This window comes from Ruegeria sp. BC1 (genome assembly GCF_056539305.1).
Map to the genome: position 1 here is coordinate 179,791 of NZ_JBQFUT010000001.1, position 14,557 is coordinate 194,347.

Below are 14,557 nucleotides of genomic sequence, written 5' to 3' on the forward strand. Positions count from 1 at the left end.
TCTTTGCAAAACGGCAATTTTCCACTCGTTTTTGCATTTTTTGACCATTTGGCAAATTTTACCAATTGATAAAAAATTAATTTGTGGCAAGCTGAGAGGATAACAAACATATCTACAGGGAGTAGAGCGATGGCACAGGGCCAGATGGTCCCCGGAATAGTGTCCGGGCGGCTTTCCAGCGATGAGCTGACCTCGAATTTCACGGATCTGCATCCACCGCTGGCCGCGCACGAGGCCGCCGTGGCCGCGGATCGGTGCTATTTTTGCTATGACGCGCCATGTGTGACGGCTTGTCCGACGGATATCGATATTCCGCTGTTTATGCGGCAAATTCAGGCTGGCCAGCCTGAGGCGGCAGGTGAGACCATTCTGACGCAAAACATTCTGGGTGGGATGTGCGCCCGCGTTTGCCCCACCGAGACCTTGTGCGAGGAGGCTTGCGTTCGCGAAACCGCCGAGGGCGCGCCGGTCGAGATTGGTCGGTTGCAGCGCTATGCGACAGACAGCGTGATGCTCGCAGGGGAGCATCCGTTCGAGAGGGCCGCACCGACCGGTAGGACGGTTGCTGTGATCGGGGCAGGACCTGCGGGTCTGGCCTGCGCGCATCGTCTTGCAATGCTTGGTCATGACGTGGTGATCCACGAAAGTCGTCCCAAGCCCGGTGGGCTGAATGAATATGGGATTGCCGCTTACAAATCGACCAACGATTTCGCGCAGGCCGAGGTGGATTGGTTGCTGAAAATCGGCGGTATTTCCATCGAAACGGGTTCAGTTTTGGGCCAAAGTATCTCGCTGGATGGCCTGGTTGAGACTTATGACGCGGTGTTCCTGTCTATCGGTCTGGCCGGGGTGAATGCCCTGCGCGCGCAAGGGGCTGATCTGGATGGGGTGCGCCACGCGGTCAACTTCATCTCGGATGTTCGTCAGGCCTCGGATCTGGCGGAATTGCCGGTCGGTCGGAATGTGGTCGTCATTGGAGGCGGCATGACAGCCGTGGACGCTGCGGTGAAGTCAAAACTGTTGGGTGCCGAGCATGTCACCATCGCCTATCGGCGCGGTCGTGACGCAATGGGTGCCAGCCGGTATGAGCAGGACCTCGCGTCGTCTCATGGGGTCAAGATCATGACCAACGTGCAGCCTGTGGCCGTGCATGGAAACGGGACAGCGGCAGAGATTGAATTGGAGTATACGTCCAGCCACAACGGTCAGCTTTCCGGCACAGGGGAAATGATCCGGGTTCCCGCTGATCAGGTGCTGAAAGCGATTGGGCAAACGCTGGAGGGCGCGCCGGAAGGGCTGCAGTTGGATGGCAACAAAATCGCTGTAACCGGTGCTGGGCGCACCTCGATGGCCGGTGTCTGGGCTGGTGGCGACTGTGCGGCAGGAGGTGAAGACCTGACTGTGACTGCCGTGGCCGAGGGCCGGGATGCGGCGATGGACATCCACGCGACACTGGTTTCGTGATAGGATGGGGTATTCACCCCATCCCATTCACTGCTGAGGTATTCTCATGTCCCAGATCGAACAAGCTGTTGCGCAACACTATACAACCGGTGCCCTCACGGATCGCGTTCGCGCGGCACTTGAAGCCAGCGGGATCGACCCGGACTCGGCCACTGTTGCCGACCTTAAGGCAGGGGACGAGTTCCATACCGGTGGCGTTCTGGCAACAGACAACCTGTTCGCCCAGCTTTCGCCGAACCATGCGACGCGGGTGCTGGATGTCGGGTGCGGGATCGGTGGGACAACGCGCTATATCGTGGACCGGTATGACTCGACGGTGACAGGTGTCGACCTGACGCCCGAATTCGTCGAAACCGCAACTGCGCTGAGCGACCTTGTCGGCCATGCTGACAAGTCCAGCTTTCACGTTGGCAGCGCTTTGGACATGCCGGTCCCGGATGCGGGCTTTGATCTTGCGGTCATGCTGCATGTTGGCATGAACATTCAGGACAAGGCCGGGTTGTTTGCCGAAGTGTCGCGGGCACTGGCCACAAACGGAACGTTTGCCCTGTTCGATGTGATGGGTGGAGAGGTTGAAGGGACTATGGATTTTCCGCTGCCTTGGTCGACAGTCGCCGAAACGTCCTTCGTCGACGCACCGCAGGTCTACAAGGACGCTGCAGTTGCAGCGGGTCTTGAACTGGTAACCGAGACCGATCGGAGCGATTTTGCGGTGGCGTTCTTCGAAGAGGTCTTCGCACGCCTTGCCGAAAGCGGGCCGCCTGCGTTGGGCATCCACCTGATGATGGGTGAGACCGCGCCCGAGAAGTTTCAGAACTACGTCAAAAACCTCAAGGCCGGGCGCATTCGTCCGACCGAAATGATATTCAAGAAAACCGGCTGAGCCGGGAAGGGAGAAGCCATGGCCGACCTGACAACAAACTTTCTGGGTATTTCCAGTCCGAACCCGTACTGGCTGGCCTCGGCGCCGCCGACCGACAAGGAATACAACGTCCGCCGCGCCTTTGAGGCCGGATGGGGTGGCGTAGTCTGGAAGACCCTTGGGGCCGAGGGCCCTCCGGTGGTGAATGTGAACGGGCCTCGGTACGGTGCGATCTATGGAGCGGATCGGCGGCTGCTTGGCCTCAACAACATCGAACTGATCACGGACCGCCCATTGGAGGTGAACCTTGAGGAGATGGCGCGTGTCAAGGCCGACTACCCCGACCGTGCGCTGATCGCCTCTCTCATGGTTCCGTGTGAGGAGGAGGCGTGGAAAGCCATCCTGCCGCGCGTGGCCGAAACTGGCGCGGATGGGATCGAACTGAATTTTGGCTGCCCGCACGGGATGAGCGAGCGGGGTATGGGATCTGCCGTAGGGCAGGTGCCGGAGTATATCGAAATGGTTACGCGGTGGTGCAAGCAATACTACGACCGCCCTGTTATCGTGAAACTGACGCCGAACATCACCGATATCCGTAAGCCTGCCGAAGCCGCTAGGAACGGCGGCGCAGACGCGGTTTCGCTGATCAACACGATTAACTCGATCACCAGCGTCAACCTGGACACGTTCAGCCCGGAGCCCTCGATTGATGGCAAGGGCAGCCATGGCGGCTATTGCGGCCCGGCGGTTAAGCCGATTGCCCTGTCGATGGTGTCCGAGATTTCGAGGGCGCAAGCCACGCGCGGCCTGCCGATCTCGGGCATTGGTGGTGTGACCACGTGGCGCGATGCGGCAGAGTTCATGGCACTAGGATGCGGTACGGTTCAGGTCTGCACAGCAGCGATGACCTATGGGTTCAAGATAATTGACGAACTGACTGCGGGTCTTTCCAAATGGATGGACGAGAAAGGCTATAAGGACGTCTCGGAAATCGTGGGTCTTGCCGTTCCCAACGTCACGGATTGGCAGTATTTGAACCTGAACTATGTAGCCAAGGCCAAGATTGATCAGGACCAGTGCATCAAATGCGGCCGCTGCTATGCCGCCTGCGAGGATACCAGCCATCAGGCGATTTCGATGTCCGAGGATCGTGTGTTCGAGGTTGTGGACGAGGAATGCGTCGCCTGTAACTTGTGTGTAGATGTCTGCCCCGTTGATGGGTGCATCTCGATGGTGCCGATGGAGGCAGGAGAGGTCGATCCACGCACTGGGCTGGAAGTGCAACCTGAATATGCCAACTGGACGACGCACCCGAACAACCCAATGGCAAAAGCCGCTGAGTGAATCGGTGGGTAGAAACACGAAGGGGCCGGTCGTCGGCCCCTTTTTTTATGGCGTTAGAAGTTTGCGATACAGCGTATCAATGAACGGCTCTGCCCCTTCAAACGGATCCTCGTCGCCGAGGATCGCGCGAACCTGAACGTCAAAATCTGCATAATGCTGCGTTAGTGCCCAGATCGAAAAAATCAGGTGGTACGGGTGCAGGCGCGCGATTTTGCCTTTGTCCATCCAGTTCGTCAGAACAGCGGTTTTTTCGTCAACCAGCGCCTTCAGGTCATTCGACAATGCATCATAAATGCGGGGCGCACCCTGAACCAGTTCGTTGGCGAACAGACGGCTTTCACGCGGCAACTCACGGCTCATTTGCAGCTTGCGGCGGATGTAGGCCAGAATCTCTTCCATCGGATCTCCGGCCTCGTCCAGATCGTGCAGGGGTGCTAGCCAGGTCTCTAGCAACCCTGATAGCAGCGCGTTGTGGATCGCCTCTTTCGAGGGGAAATAGTACAGCAGATTCGGCTTGCTCAACCCGGCTTCGGCTGCGATCTGGTCGACCGTTGCCCCGCGAAACCCATGGGCCGAAAACACGTTTAGCGCAGCCTCAAGTATCGCGGCACGGTTCTTTTTTTGAATTCTTGTTGGTGCGCGGTCTTTGGGCATGTGTTGTGTTGTCTCTTTATACGGCAAGCAGGTGCCGATATTGCCAAAAATCCCGACGGCGTCCTGCAATTTCTTGACTGATCTCGAACCCGTGATAGCGTGAGTTTGACCAGATGGTCAAATCAAGACACCAAAAGCGAGCCAAATCGCAAGCAACAGGGAAAAAGACAATGGCAGCTCCGGCGCAGAACCTCAGGATCAATGGCGACAGGTTGTGGGACAGCCTGATGGAGATGGCCAAGATCGGCCCCGGTGTCGCGGGCGGTAACAATCGCCAGACTCTGACGGATGAGGATGCCGAAGGGCGCGCCCTGTTCCAGAGGTGGTGTGAGGATGCTGGATGTACTATGGGGCTGGACCAGATGGGCAATATGTTTGCCCGCCGCGAAGGTACCGATCCAGATGCTCTGCCGGTTTATGTCGGCTCCCATCTGGATACGCAGCCTACAGGTGGCAAATATGACGGTGTTCTGGGTGTGCTCGGCGGGCTAGAGATCATCCGGACACTCAATGATCTGGGGATCAAGACCAAACATCCGATCATTGCGACCAACTGGACCAATGAAGAGGGTACGCGTTATGCCCCGGCGATGCTGGCCTCGGGCGTGTTTGCAGGCATGCACACGCAGGATTGGGCCTATGAACGCGAAGATGCCGAGGGTAAGAAATTCGGCGATGAACTGAATCGCATCGGATGGCGTGGTGATGAAGAGGTAGGCGCGCGTAAGATGCGCGCTTTCTTTGAATTGCATATCGAACAGGGACCGATCCTTGAAGCCGAAGCTAAAGATATCGGCGTGGTCACCCATGGGCAGGGGCTAAGCTGGACCCAGATCACCGTGACGGGCAAGGATGCCCATACCGGTTCGACCCCAATGCCGATGCGAAAGAATGCCGGTCTGGCGATGGCGCGTATTCTTGAAAAAGTAGACGAGATCGCGTGGTCTCATGCACCCCACGCGGTCGGAGCTGCGGGACACATCGAGGTGTTCCCGAATTCCCGAAACGTGATTCCCGGAAAAGCCGTTTTCACGGTCGATCTCCGTTCGCCTGAATTGGACGTGATCAAGGACATGGAGAACCGCCTGCGAGTGGCTGCTGAGGACATCGTCGACGATATGGGCCTGCAGATTGAATTCGAAAAAGTTGGTGGGTTTGATCCGGTCAAGTTTGATGAGGGCTGCGTGGCGGCTGTCCGTGATGCGGCTGAGCGGTTGGGGTATTCGCATACTGATATCATTTCAGGTGCAGGTCATGATGCGTGCTGGATCAACCGCGTGGCGCCGACTGCTATGGTGATGTGCCCCTGTGTGGATGGGTTGAGCCATAACGAGGCCGAGGAAATCAGCAAGGAATGGGCCGCAGCTGGGGCGGATGTCTTGTTGCACGCCGTCGTCGAAACTGCAGAAATCGTTGAATAAAAGGGAGGCGGCCCAGCCGCTGTCCTCTCAAGTCAAAACAACATGAGGCGCAAAGCGCCCACAGGGAGAAAAACATGTCTACTGTGATCAAGAACGGAACCGTCGTTACTGCTGACCTGTCGTACAAAGCCGACGTCAAAGTCGAAGATGGTGTCATCACCGAGATTGGAATGGGCCTGAAAGGCGACGAGGAACTAGATGCCACCGGTTGCTATGTCATGCCGGGCGGGATCGATCCGCATACACATCTTGAGATGCCATTTATGGGTACGTACTCCAGCGATGATTTCGAAAGCGGGACGCGGGCGGCCTTAGCGGGCGGTACGACGATGGTGGTCGATTTTGCCCTGCCCAATCCGGGGGAGAGTCTGTTGGACGCCTTGAAGCGGTGGGATAACAAATCGACTCGGGCGAATTGCGACTATTCCTTCCACATGGCCGTGACCTGGTGGGGCGAACAGGTGTTCGATGACATCAAGACGGTGATCGAAACGCGGGGTATCAACACGTTTAAACATTTCATGGCCTACAAAGGCGCATTGATGGTGAATGATGATGAGTTGTTCGCGTCATTCAAACGTCTGGCTGAATTGGGCGGCATCGCGATGGTCCACGCGGAGAATGGGGACGTTGTCGCCGAACTCAGCGCCAAGCTCTTGGCCGAAGGGAATACCGGCCCCGAGGCGCATGCCTACTCACGCCCCCCGCAGGTTGAGGGCGAGGCGACCAATCGGGCGATCATGATCGCCGATATGGCCGGTGTGCCGCTTTATGTGGTGCATACTTCCTGCGAAGAGGCGCATGAGGCCATTCGCCGGGCTAAGATGCAAGGTAAGCGCGTGTGGGGGGAACCTCTGATCCAACACCTGACGCTGGATGAAAGCGAGTATTTCCACCACGACTGGGACCACGCTGCGCGGCGGGTCATGAGCCCTCCGTTCCGAAACAAGCAACATCAGGACAGCCTGTGGAACGGGCTGCATTCCGGTACGCTGAGCGTGGTTGCAACAGACCATTGTGCGTTCACGACGGAACAAAAGCGTTTTGGCGTGGGTGATTTCACAAAGATTCCGAACGGCACCGGAGGCCTTGAAGACCGGATGCCGATGTTGTGGACGCATGGGGTAAACACAGGACGTCTGACGCCGAATGAGTTTGTGGCAGTTACTTCAACAAACATTGCCAAGATATTGAATTGCTATCCGAAAAAAGGTGCGGTTCTTGTCGGTGCGGATGCGGATATTGTCGTTTGGGATCCTGAGAAGTCCAAAACGATCACTGCGGGAACGCAACAATCTTCAATAGATTACAACGTGTTTGAAGGCAAAGAAGTTAAGGGCCTGCCGCGCTTTACTCTTTCCCGGGGACATGTGGCTGTGCACGATGGAGAGATCCGGACAAAAGAAGGACACGGCGAATTTGTTTCGCGCGAGCCGAATGGTCACGTGAACAAGGCGCTGAGCACCTGGAAAGAACTAACTGCACCGCGTCCGGTGGAGCGGACAGGCATCCCGGTGACGGGTGTTTGATGCACGCAAGTCGCCAGGTCGGCGACTTAATGCCAAACCTTTTCAAGGCTATGGAATGAATACTGAAAGCACCACGCAGTCCGTAATTGAGGCAAGGCAACTCGACCTTACTTTTCAAACCAACGATGGCCCGATCCATGCGCTCAAGGATGTAAATCTGGCCATCGACAAAGGCGATTTCGTCAGCTTCATTGGCCCTTCGGGCTGCGGTAAAACCACCTTTTTGCGGTGTATCGCAGCGCTGGAAACACCGACCGGGGGAACATTGACCGTAAACGGGATGACACCAGATGAGGCCCGGCGAAACCGGGCCTATGGGTATGTGTTTCAGGCGGCGGGTTTATATCCGTGGCGCACCATTGCCAAGAACATCAAGCTACCGCTTGAGATCATGGGGTACTCGTCCAGCGAGCAGGATGAGCGAGTGAGGAATGTCCTCGAGTTGGTTGATCTTGAAGGCTTTGGTGGCAAGTTTCCGTGGCAGTTGTCCGGTGGGATGCAGCAACGGGCCAGCATCGCGCGGGCGCTGGCTTTTGACGCTGACATCTTGCTTATGGACGAACCCTTTGGCGCGTTGGACGAGATTGTGCGGGACCACCTGAACGAACAGCTTCTGGCGCTCTGGGCGAGGACTGGTAAAACCATCGGGTTCGTGACGCACTCGATCCCAGAAGCAGTCTATCTGAGCACCAAGATCGTTGTGATGAGCCCACGGCCCGGACGGATTACGGATGTGATCGACAGTCCTCTGCCAAAAGAGCGGCCATTGGATATTCGGGATTCACCGGAGTTCATCGAAGTTGCCCATCGCGTTCGCGAAGGCTTGCGGGCGGGGCATTCGGACGATGAGTGATGGGTTCAAAGCTTTTTGGGCTGTTCTGACGGTTTTGGCGGTCATCACCGCCTTTTGGTATGCCGCCTGTGTGCCGATGAACATCAAAGGTGTGCTGACTGAACAGGAACGGGCAGGCGCAGAAGTGCAGCCCGCTTTGGCCAAGGATCGGCGGGACATGTCAGAGTTCGGTCTGGCGATCAAGAACAGCTTTGCCATTCCTGCAACGTGGGAGCAGAAGAAGCCGCGCCTTCCAGCCCCGCATCAGGTCGCCATTGAGATGTGGGAAACCACCGTCCAAAAGAAGATCACCTCGAAACGGTCACTGATCTATCACGGCTGGGTCACGCTGAGTGCGACGATACTGGGCTTTGTCATCGGCACTGGGCTGGGCATTCTGTTGGCGGTAGGTATCGTGCATAGCCGGGTTATGGACCTTTCGGTGATGCCCTGGGCAATTGTCAGCCAAACCATTCCCATTATTGCGCTGGCACCAATGATCATTGTGGTTCTTTATTCGGTGGGCGTACAGGGGATTATCCCCAAGGCTATCATTTCAGCATACCTGAGCTTTTTCCCTGTCGTGGTTGGCATGGTCAAAGGTCTGCGAAGCCCGGACGCGATGCAGTTGGACTTGCTTCGAACATACAATGCCAGCCGAGCGCAGGGCTTCTGGAAGCTGCGCTTGCCCGCGTCGATGCCGTATTTGTTCACCTCTTTGAAAATCGGTATCGCGGCGTCGCTGGTTGGGGCCATCGTGGGAGAGTTGCCAACCGGAGCGGTCGCTGGTCTAGGCGCGCGTCTGCTGGCTGGCAGCTATTACGGTCAGACTGTTCAGATCTGGTCGGCCTTGTTTGCCGCCGCCATTCTGGCCGCTTGTCTGGTCGGGTTGCTGGGACTGATTGAGCGGACGGTTCTCAAACGGATGGGGATGGCACAATGATACCTGTTCTTGGTGCAGTCGGTGTCTGGTTGTTGGGTTGGTGGCTGAACAGCCGTTTGGCCAGTGGGCCATATGCCGATACCCGGATGGTGCGATTGCTCGCGCCGCTGATCTTTGGCCTGACCGTCATTGGGATATGGGAGTTGGTGGTGCGGGGCCTTGAGGTGCCGTTGGTCATCCTGCCTGCGCCGTCTGTCATCGCGGTGCGTTTTGCTGGCAGCCTACCGACACTTTGGGCGGATTTCGTTCAGACGATCATCAAGGGTGCGCTCAGCGGGTATATCATTGGATGCGGCTCAGCTTTCCTAATGGCGATTGCCGTGGATCGGTGGGATTTCCTACGTCTCGGGCTATTGCCCGTCGGAAATTTTGTCGCCGCTTTGCCTATCGTCGGAACTGCACCCATTCTGGTGATGTGGTTCGGGTTCGACTGGCATTCGAAGGCGGCGGTAGTGGTTGTGATGGTGTTTTTTCCGATGCTGGTGAACACGGTTGCGGGCCTACGCGAGGCAACCGCAATGCAGCGAGACCTGATGGAGACCTATGCGGCGACCTATTGGCAGAGCTTCTTGAAGCTACGTCTACCGGCCGCGATGCCCTTTATTTTCAATGGACTAAAGATTTCTACCACACTTGCGTTGATCGGCGCTATCGTGGCCGAGTTCTTTGGCTCTCCGATCTTGGGCATGGGATTTCGCATTTCGACCAGCGTCGGGCAATTGTCGCTGGATATGGTTTGGGCCGAAATTGTCGTGGCGGGCCTATCGGGCACGCTGTTCTACGGCGCTATTGCTTTGATAGAAAAGGCGGTCACCTTCTGGCATCCGTCACAACGAGGATAAGGAAAAACTCAACAGACCCCGAAAACGGGGCACCAACAGCAACTAGGAGATATGTAGATGAACAAGCTATTCAGCGGGGCGGTCGCCGCCTTTAGTCTGGTCGCCAGTGCGGCCTGGTCGGCGGATGAGGTGACTTTGCAATTGAAATGGGTGGGGCAAGCGCAGTTTGCCGGCTATTTCGTGGCAGAAGCAAAAGGGTTCTACGACGAAGAAGGCCTGGACGTTACGATCAAGCCCGGTGGCCCCGACATTGCGCCCGAGCAGGTGATCGCGGGCGGTGGCGCGGACGTCATCACAACCTGGATGGCAGCCGGTTTGGCCGCCCGGGAACGTGGCGTGCCGCTGGTAAATATTGCGCAACCTTTCAAAACCGGCGGATTGCAGGTGAACTGCTTGAAATCGACGGGCGTAGAATCTCCTGAAGACTTCCCGGGACGAACCATGGGGGTCTGGTTTTTTGGCAATGAATACCCGTTCTACGCCTGGATGGCATCGCTTGGAGTTGAAACCGACGGGGCGGATGAAAATGGCGTAACTGTCCTTAAGCAAGCCTTCTCTGCTGATCCTCTGATCCAGGGACAAGCTGATTGTATCTCGACCATGACTTACAACGAATACCGCCAGATTTTGCAGGCAGGTATCACGCCCGAGGAACTGGTGACATTCAACTACCTGCAAATGGGCTTCGGCATGCTGGAGGACGGTCTGTACGTCATGGAAGACCAACTGAACGATCCGGCATTCGTCGATAAAATGGTGCGTTTTGTTCGCGCCTCGATGAAAGGCTGGCAATACGCCGCTGAACATCAGGAAGAAGCGGCTGAGATCGTTCTTGAATTTGACGCTACCGGCGCTCAGGAGCTGGATCACCAGGTCTATATGATGAGTGAGGTCGCCAAATTGATTGCAGGGTCGGACGGCTCGCTTGATCCGGCGGATTATGAGCAGACGGTAAAGACGCTCTTGTCAGCAGTTTCTGCTGAAAACCCGGCGATCACGAAAGAGCCCGAGGGGGCCTGGACACATCAGATCACGGATGCTGCCCTGAATTGATCCAATCGATTGGGCGAAACGTGCGCGGTCCCAAACGGGGCCGCGTTTTCTGTTGGAATTGTCGGAATCGCGCCTGTAATTGGTTGTGGGATAAGGTAGTATTATCACGATAAAACTCGCATTTAATGCGTGGTATCCGCTTGCGGGGAGAAAATGCAAGGATTTGCATCAGAATTCAGTGCTGCGTTTGCTCTGATCCTGGATGGGGATGCAGAGTTGTGGGCGATCGTGCTGCTGTCTTTGAAAGTTTCGATCTTTGCAGTCGCGATTTCCGCCCTGATAGGCATGCCATTGGGTGCTGCATTGGCAGTCGCGCGTTTTCCGGGGCGGCGAGTTGTGATTGTTCTGATAAACGCACTGATGGGGCTGCCTCCGGTTGTCGTGGGTTTGCTGGTCTACCTGATGTTGTCGCGGTCTGGACCGTTGGGTGTTCTCGAACTGCTCTATACGCCAACTGCGATGATTATAGCGCAGGTCGTTCTGGTTACGCCCATCATTGCAGCCCTAACGCGGCAGGTCGTTGAAATTCTGTCCGAGGAATACTCGGAACAACTCAGGTCACTGGGGGTGTCACGTCTGGCGTCGGTTCCGGTGTTGTTGTGGGATGCGCGGTTGGCATTGATCACGGCGTTACTGGCCGGGTTTGGTCGTGCCATTGCCGAAGTTGGCGCTGTCATCATCGTTGGGGGCAACATCAACCATGTGACGCGGGTGATGACGACCACGATTGCGCTTGAGACATCCAAGGGGAACCTTGCGCTTGCACTTGCGCTGGGTGCAATTCTGATCGGGATTGCGGTGGCTGTGAACGCCGCGGTCAGTACACTCAGCTTGCGGGCCGAGCGGGAAGGGTTGCGGCATGCGTGACCTGATCTCGGATATGACAAGTTGCCTGTCTGTTGATGGGGTGCATATCAGCCGCAGGGGCAAGGTTTTGTTGGACGTGCCACAGCTTTGGCTGGACGGGCCGGGGCCGACTTTGATCCTAGGGCCAAACGGATCTGGCAAAAGCCTGTTGTTGCGGTGTCTGCACGGCCTGATCGTGCCGGATTACGGATGGGTCAGGCAGGATGGAGAAGTGCTGAAGGCGGATCACAAAGCACGTCAGGCAATGGTGTTTCAACAGCCAGTGCTCTTGCGCCGGTCGGTTGCGTCCAACTTGGATTTTGTGCTGAAACGCAAGGGTTTACCTCGTAACGCCCGGAAACACCGTATCGAGGAATTGCTGACCGAAGGCGGGTTGGATGGCAAGGCCCGGCAGGCCGCCCGATCTCTGTCCGGTGGCGAAGCGCAAAGATTGGCCATTTTGCGCGCTCTTGCGTTGAACCCTGAAACTTTGTTTTTGGATGAACCCACCAGCGCGCTGGATCCCAGTGCGACGCAAATGATTGAACGTATGATCCTGCGGGCCTCGTCCAGTGGTGTACGCATCGTCATGGTGACACACGACATTGGTCAGGCTCGGCGGCTGGCCACCGATATCGTGATGATGCAGGGCGGGCATGTGGTTGAACACGGGGCGGCAAAGCAGGTATTGGATGCCCCCGAAAGTAATGCAGCACGCCGGTATCTGGCAGGCGGGTTAGTCACTTAATTTTTGCTGGAGAATTAAATGATCCGAAATTTCGTTCGGGCGATGATGATCGCACTTGGCCTGACGGCCCAAGCGGCGCGAGCCGAAGAGGCATTTATTGTGGTGCAATCGACGACGTCGACCCAAAATTCGGGTCTGCTGGATTATATCCTTCCGGGGTTCGAGGCCGAAACGGGGATCGACGTGCGGGTTGTTGCAGTCGGAACCGGTCAGGCGATCCGGAACGCAATCAACGGGGATGGGGATGTCCTGTTGGTGCACGCCAAACCCGCCGAGGAGCAATTCGTTGCCGATGGCTGGGGTGTCGAGCGGTTCGATGTGATGTACAACGATTTTGTGCTGGTCGGGCCGAAATCGGACCCCGCTAAGGTGAAGGGGAGCGAAGATATCGTCGCGGCATTGCTCGCCGTATCCAAGGCCGAAGCTCCGTTTGCCTCGCGCGGGGATGACAGTGGAACCCACAAGGCTGAGATGCGTCTGTGGGGCGAAACGAGTACCGATCCGACCAAAGAGTCCGGTACGTGGTACCGTGAAACCGGCTCGGGCATGGGGGCGACGCTGAATGTGGCAAGCGGGATGGGTGCCTATGCATTGACCGATCGCGCGACCTGGCAATCCTTTGGGAACAAAGGGAATCTCGAAGTGATGGTTGAAGGCGACCCGCGTCTGTTTAACCAATATGGGATTATGTTGGTAAACCCCGAAAAGCATCCGCGCGTGCGTCAATCGGCTGGCCAGAGGTTCATCGACTGGCTGACCGGTCCGGACGGGCAGGCGGCCATTGCGTCCTATCAGTTGGATGGTCAGCAACTGTTCTTTCCAAACGCAAATTGAATTGGCCTGCAGCCAGAGGTTTTGGCGAGATTACTTTGAAAAAGTGAAACGGGCGGTGTGGGTCTAGCCGCTGGCACCATTGTGATGGATTGTGCCTAACCCCGACAAGTCATAGCCGCCAAACTCTGCCGCGCGGGCGGTGAAACGCTCTGACTGAACAAAGCTGAGCAGTTTGAGCATTGGGTCATCAAAATAGGCCCGTCGCCAGATCGCCAGATCCAGACGCTCGGTATGGGTCGGTATGAATTCCAGATCATAGAGTCCGGCCAGCGCACCCAGCCCGAACCCGGCCTCGGCCTTATTGTCATGCAGGGCAATTGCCAATTCTTCTTCGGTCCGGGCGCATGTGGGCAGGGCGTCCAGATCGGCGCGTGTCAGGCCGTGGGTCTCTAGCTGCGTGTCGAACAACCGTTGGCTGGCCGCACTGTCCTGCCGCAGGATAACTCGCCGGCCGCTAAGGTCGGAAAACCCGGTGATCCCCGACACTCCGCTCGCCAGTAGCAGCCCGCGCTGGCGTTGTGCAATTTCGTACAAAATCACAGGGGCCTCGCCCAGATTGGCGCGCAGGGATTGGCTGTTGAACCCCTGATCTTCATGAATATGAAGCGCCGCGGCCTGCGCACTGCGATCCTTCAGACGGGTCAGCCCGTCGAAGGAACCGTCATAATAGGTCGCCAGGCCCGATCCGCTTTCGCGTAACGCCCAGTCCAACAACGGATCATGACTGCCCGCAACGATCGGGGGCAGGTTGGGTTCGGCGACTTGCGGGCCAGAACGCGACGCGTTCAGCCATGCGATGACTTCGGCCCGGGGAAATAGCAGTTTTCCCATGGCGCGCACGCAGGGTACCTCGTCCGAGGAGGCCAGATCATAGGCCTTACGTTCGCCTATGCGCAGCAATTCGGCCAGTTCTTTGGTGGTCAGGTATTCGGACATTCAGTTATTCAACCAATTCACAGAGGCGCGCCCGAACTGGCATCTGCCATGCTGAAACTTACCTGATACACTGTAAAAGGCGCGACGACAGTAACTGAGGCCATAGGGGCAACGATTGCAAGAAGGGCTTTCATCAGTCTCCTTCGGTTTCGTTTTCCAACGCTAATGCGCAGTGAGAACAGATCGTCCTTGTCTTGTGACTGCATAACCCGCTGCATCGGCATCTAAGTCCGGGAATGTAACGGTCGA

At 56.9% G+C, this 14,557-nt stretch carries 14 protein-coding genes; 12 read left to right on the forward strand and 2 right to left on the reverse strand.

Annotated elements, in window-relative coordinates; translation table 11 throughout:
• Positions 1 to 129: 129 nt before the first annotated feature.
• The 3 genes from ACR0IY_RS00915 to preA are packed head-to-tail and all read left to right on the forward strand — an operon-like array spanning position 130 to position 3,670.
• Complete coding sequence (locus ACR0IY_RS00915) at positions 130 to 1,464, forward strand: NAD(P)-dependent oxidoreductase (RefSeq protein WP_480669871.1); 1,335 nt, start codon at positions 130 to 132, stop codon at positions 1,462 to 1,464.
• A 46-nt stretch (positions 1,465 to 1,510) separates the two neighbouring features.
• Positions 1,511 to 2,347: a methyltransferase domain-containing protein gene (locus ACR0IY_RS00920; RefSeq protein ID WP_480669872.1), complete on the forward strand. Its 837-nt coding sequence runs from the start codon at positions 1,511 to 1,513 to the stop codon at positions 2,345 to 2,347.
• A gap of 18 nt (positions 2,348 to 2,365) precedes the next feature.
• Complete coding sequence (gene preA / locus ACR0IY_RS00925) at positions 2,366 to 3,670, forward strand: NAD-dependent dihydropyrimidine dehydrogenase subunit PreA (RefSeq protein ID WP_480669874.1); 1,305 nt, start codon at positions 2,366 to 2,368, stop codon at positions 3,668 to 3,670.
• Positions 3,671 to 3,715: 45 nt separating this feature from the next.
• Here preA and ACR0IY_RS00930 read toward each other — a convergent pair whose 3' ends face one another.
• Positions 3,716 to 4,324, reverse strand: coding sequence for a TetR family transcriptional regulator C-terminal domain-containing protein (locus ACR0IY_RS00930; protein WP_480669875.1), 609 nt, complete (start codon positions 4,322 to 4,324; stop codon positions 3,716 to 3,718).
• Between the two features lie 170 nt (positions 4,325 to 4,494).
• Here ACR0IY_RS00930 and ACR0IY_RS00935 point away from each other — a divergent pair, with 170 nt between their 5' ends.
• The 9 genes from ACR0IY_RS00935 (at position 4,495) to ACR0IY_RS00975 (ending at position 13,372) form a co-directional block, all read left to right on the forward strand.
• Entirely contained in the window at positions 4,495 to 5,745 is a 1,251-nt protein-coding gene (locus ACR0IY_RS00935) for a Zn-dependent hydrolase (RefSeq protein WP_480669877.1), read from the forward strand.
• A 74-nt stretch (positions 5,746 to 5,819) separates the two neighbouring features.
• On the forward strand, positions 5,820 to 7,274 hold the full coding sequence (gene hydA / locus ACR0IY_RS00940) for a dihydropyrimidinase (RefSeq protein WP_480669878.1): 1,455 nt from the start codon (positions 5,820 to 5,822) through the stop codon (positions 7,272 to 7,274).
• A gap of 55 nt (positions 7,275 to 7,329) precedes the next feature.
• A complete protein-coding gene (locus ACR0IY_RS00945) occupies positions 7,330 to 8,127 on the forward strand; it encodes an ABC transporter ATP-binding protein (RefSeq protein ID WP_480669879.1) in 798 nt (265 codons plus the stop codon).
• Entirely contained in the window at positions 8,120 to 9,049 is a 930-nt protein-coding gene (locus ACR0IY_RS00950) for an ABC transporter permease (protein WP_480669880.1), read from the forward strand. Before ACR0IY_RS00945 ends, ACR0IY_RS00950 begins: the two co-directional genes overlap by 8 nt.
• Positions 9,046 to 9,891, forward strand: coding sequence for an ABC transporter permease (locus ACR0IY_RS00955; protein WP_480669882.1), 846 nt, complete (start codon positions 9,046 to 9,048; stop codon positions 9,889 to 9,891). Before ACR0IY_RS00950 ends, ACR0IY_RS00955 begins: the two co-directional genes overlap by 4 nt.
• A 57-nt stretch (positions 9,892 to 9,948) precedes the next feature.
• On the forward strand, positions 9,949 to 10,944 hold the full coding sequence (locus ACR0IY_RS00960; RefSeq protein WP_480669884.1) for an ABC transporter substrate-binding protein: 996 nt from the start codon (positions 9,949 to 9,951) through the stop codon (positions 10,942 to 10,944).
• Positions 10,945 to 11,097: 153 nt separating this feature from the next.
• Positions 11,098 to 11,811 carry an ABC transporter permease gene (locus tag ACR0IY_RS00965; protein ID WP_480669885.1) on the forward strand — a complete coding sequence of 238 codons (714 nt, stop codon included), beginning with the start codon at positions 11,098 to 11,100 and terminating at the stop codon, positions 11,809 to 11,811.
• Positions 11,804 to 12,538, forward strand: a complete 735-nt coding sequence (locus ACR0IY_RS00970) for an ATP-binding cassette domain-containing protein (protein WP_480669887.1) — start codon at positions 11,804 to 11,806, stop codon at positions 12,536 to 12,538. The genes ACR0IY_RS00965 and ACR0IY_RS00970 overlap by 8 nt, the downstream gene beginning before the upstream one ends.
• Positions 12,539 to 12,556: 18 nt before the next feature.
• The gene (locus ACR0IY_RS00975) at positions 12,557 to 13,372 is read left to right on the forward strand and encodes an ABC transporter substrate-binding protein (RefSeq protein ID WP_480669888.1); all 816 of its coding nucleotides are present in this window, start codon (positions 12,557 to 12,559) and stop codon (positions 13,370 to 13,372) included.
• A gap of 63 nt (positions 13,373 to 13,435) precedes the next feature.
• Here the strand turns inward: ACR0IY_RS00975 and ACR0IY_RS00980 are convergent, their stop codons facing one another.
• Positions 13,436 to 14,308 (reverse strand): substrate-binding domain-containing protein, encoded by an 873-nt coding sequence (locus tag ACR0IY_RS00980; protein ID WP_480669890.1) that lies wholly within the window; start codon positions 14,306 to 14,308, stop codon positions 13,436 to 13,438.
• Positions 14,309 to 14,557: the final 249 nt, after the last annotated feature.

Coding starts and splice junctions, on each gene's coding strand:
- ACR0IY_RS00965 (WP_480669885.1), top strand. CDS start 11,098: ATGCAAGGATTTGCATCAGAATTCAGTGCTGCGTTTGCTCTGATCCTG.
- ACR0IY_RS00980 (WP_480669890.1), bottom strand. CDS start 14,308: ATGTCCGAATACCTGACCACCAAAGAACTGGCCGAATTGCTGCGCATA.
- ACR0IY_RS00975 (WP_480669888.1), top strand. CDS start 12,557: ATGATCCGAAATTTCGTTCGGGCGATGATGATCGCACTTGGCCTGACG.
- hydA (WP_480669878.1), top strand. CDS start 5,820: ATGTCTACTGTGATCAAGAACGGAACCGTCGTTACTGCTGACCTGTCG.
- ACR0IY_RS00915 (WP_480669871.1), top strand. CDS start 130: ATGGCACAGGGCCAGATGGTCCCCGGAATAGTGTCCGGGCGGCTTTCC.
- ACR0IY_RS00970 (WP_480669887.1), top strand. CDS start 11,804: ATGCGTGACCTGATCTCGGATATGACAAGTTGCCTGTCTGTTGATGGG.
- preA (WP_480669874.1), top strand. CDS start 2,366: ATGGCCGACCTGACAACAAACTTTCTGGGTATTTCCAGTCCGAACCCG.
- ACR0IY_RS00945 (WP_480669879.1), top strand. CDS start 7,330: ATGAATACTGAAAGCACCACGCAGTCCGTAATTGAGGCAAGGCAACTC.
- ACR0IY_RS00955 (WP_480669882.1), top strand. CDS start 9,046: ATGATACCTGTTCTTGGTGCAGTCGGTGTCTGGTTGTTGGGTTGGTGG.
- ACR0IY_RS00920 (WP_480669872.1), top strand. CDS start 1,511: ATGTCCCAGATCGAACAAGCTGTTGCGCAACACTATACAACCGGTGCC.
- ACR0IY_RS00950 (WP_480669880.1), top strand. CDS start 8,120: ATGAGTGATGGGTTCAAAGCTTTTTGGGCTGTTCTGACGGTTTTGGCG.
- ACR0IY_RS00960 (WP_480669884.1), top strand. CDS start 9,949: ATGAACAAGCTATTCAGCGGGGCGGTCGCCGCCTTTAGTCTGGTCGCC.
- ACR0IY_RS00930 (WP_480669875.1), bottom strand. CDS start 4,324: ATGCCCAAAGACCGCGCACCAACAAGAATTCAAAAAAAGAACCGTGCC.
- ACR0IY_RS00935 (WP_480669877.1), top strand. CDS start 4,495: ATGGCAGCTCCGGCGCAGAACCTCAGGATCAATGGCGACAGGTTGTGG.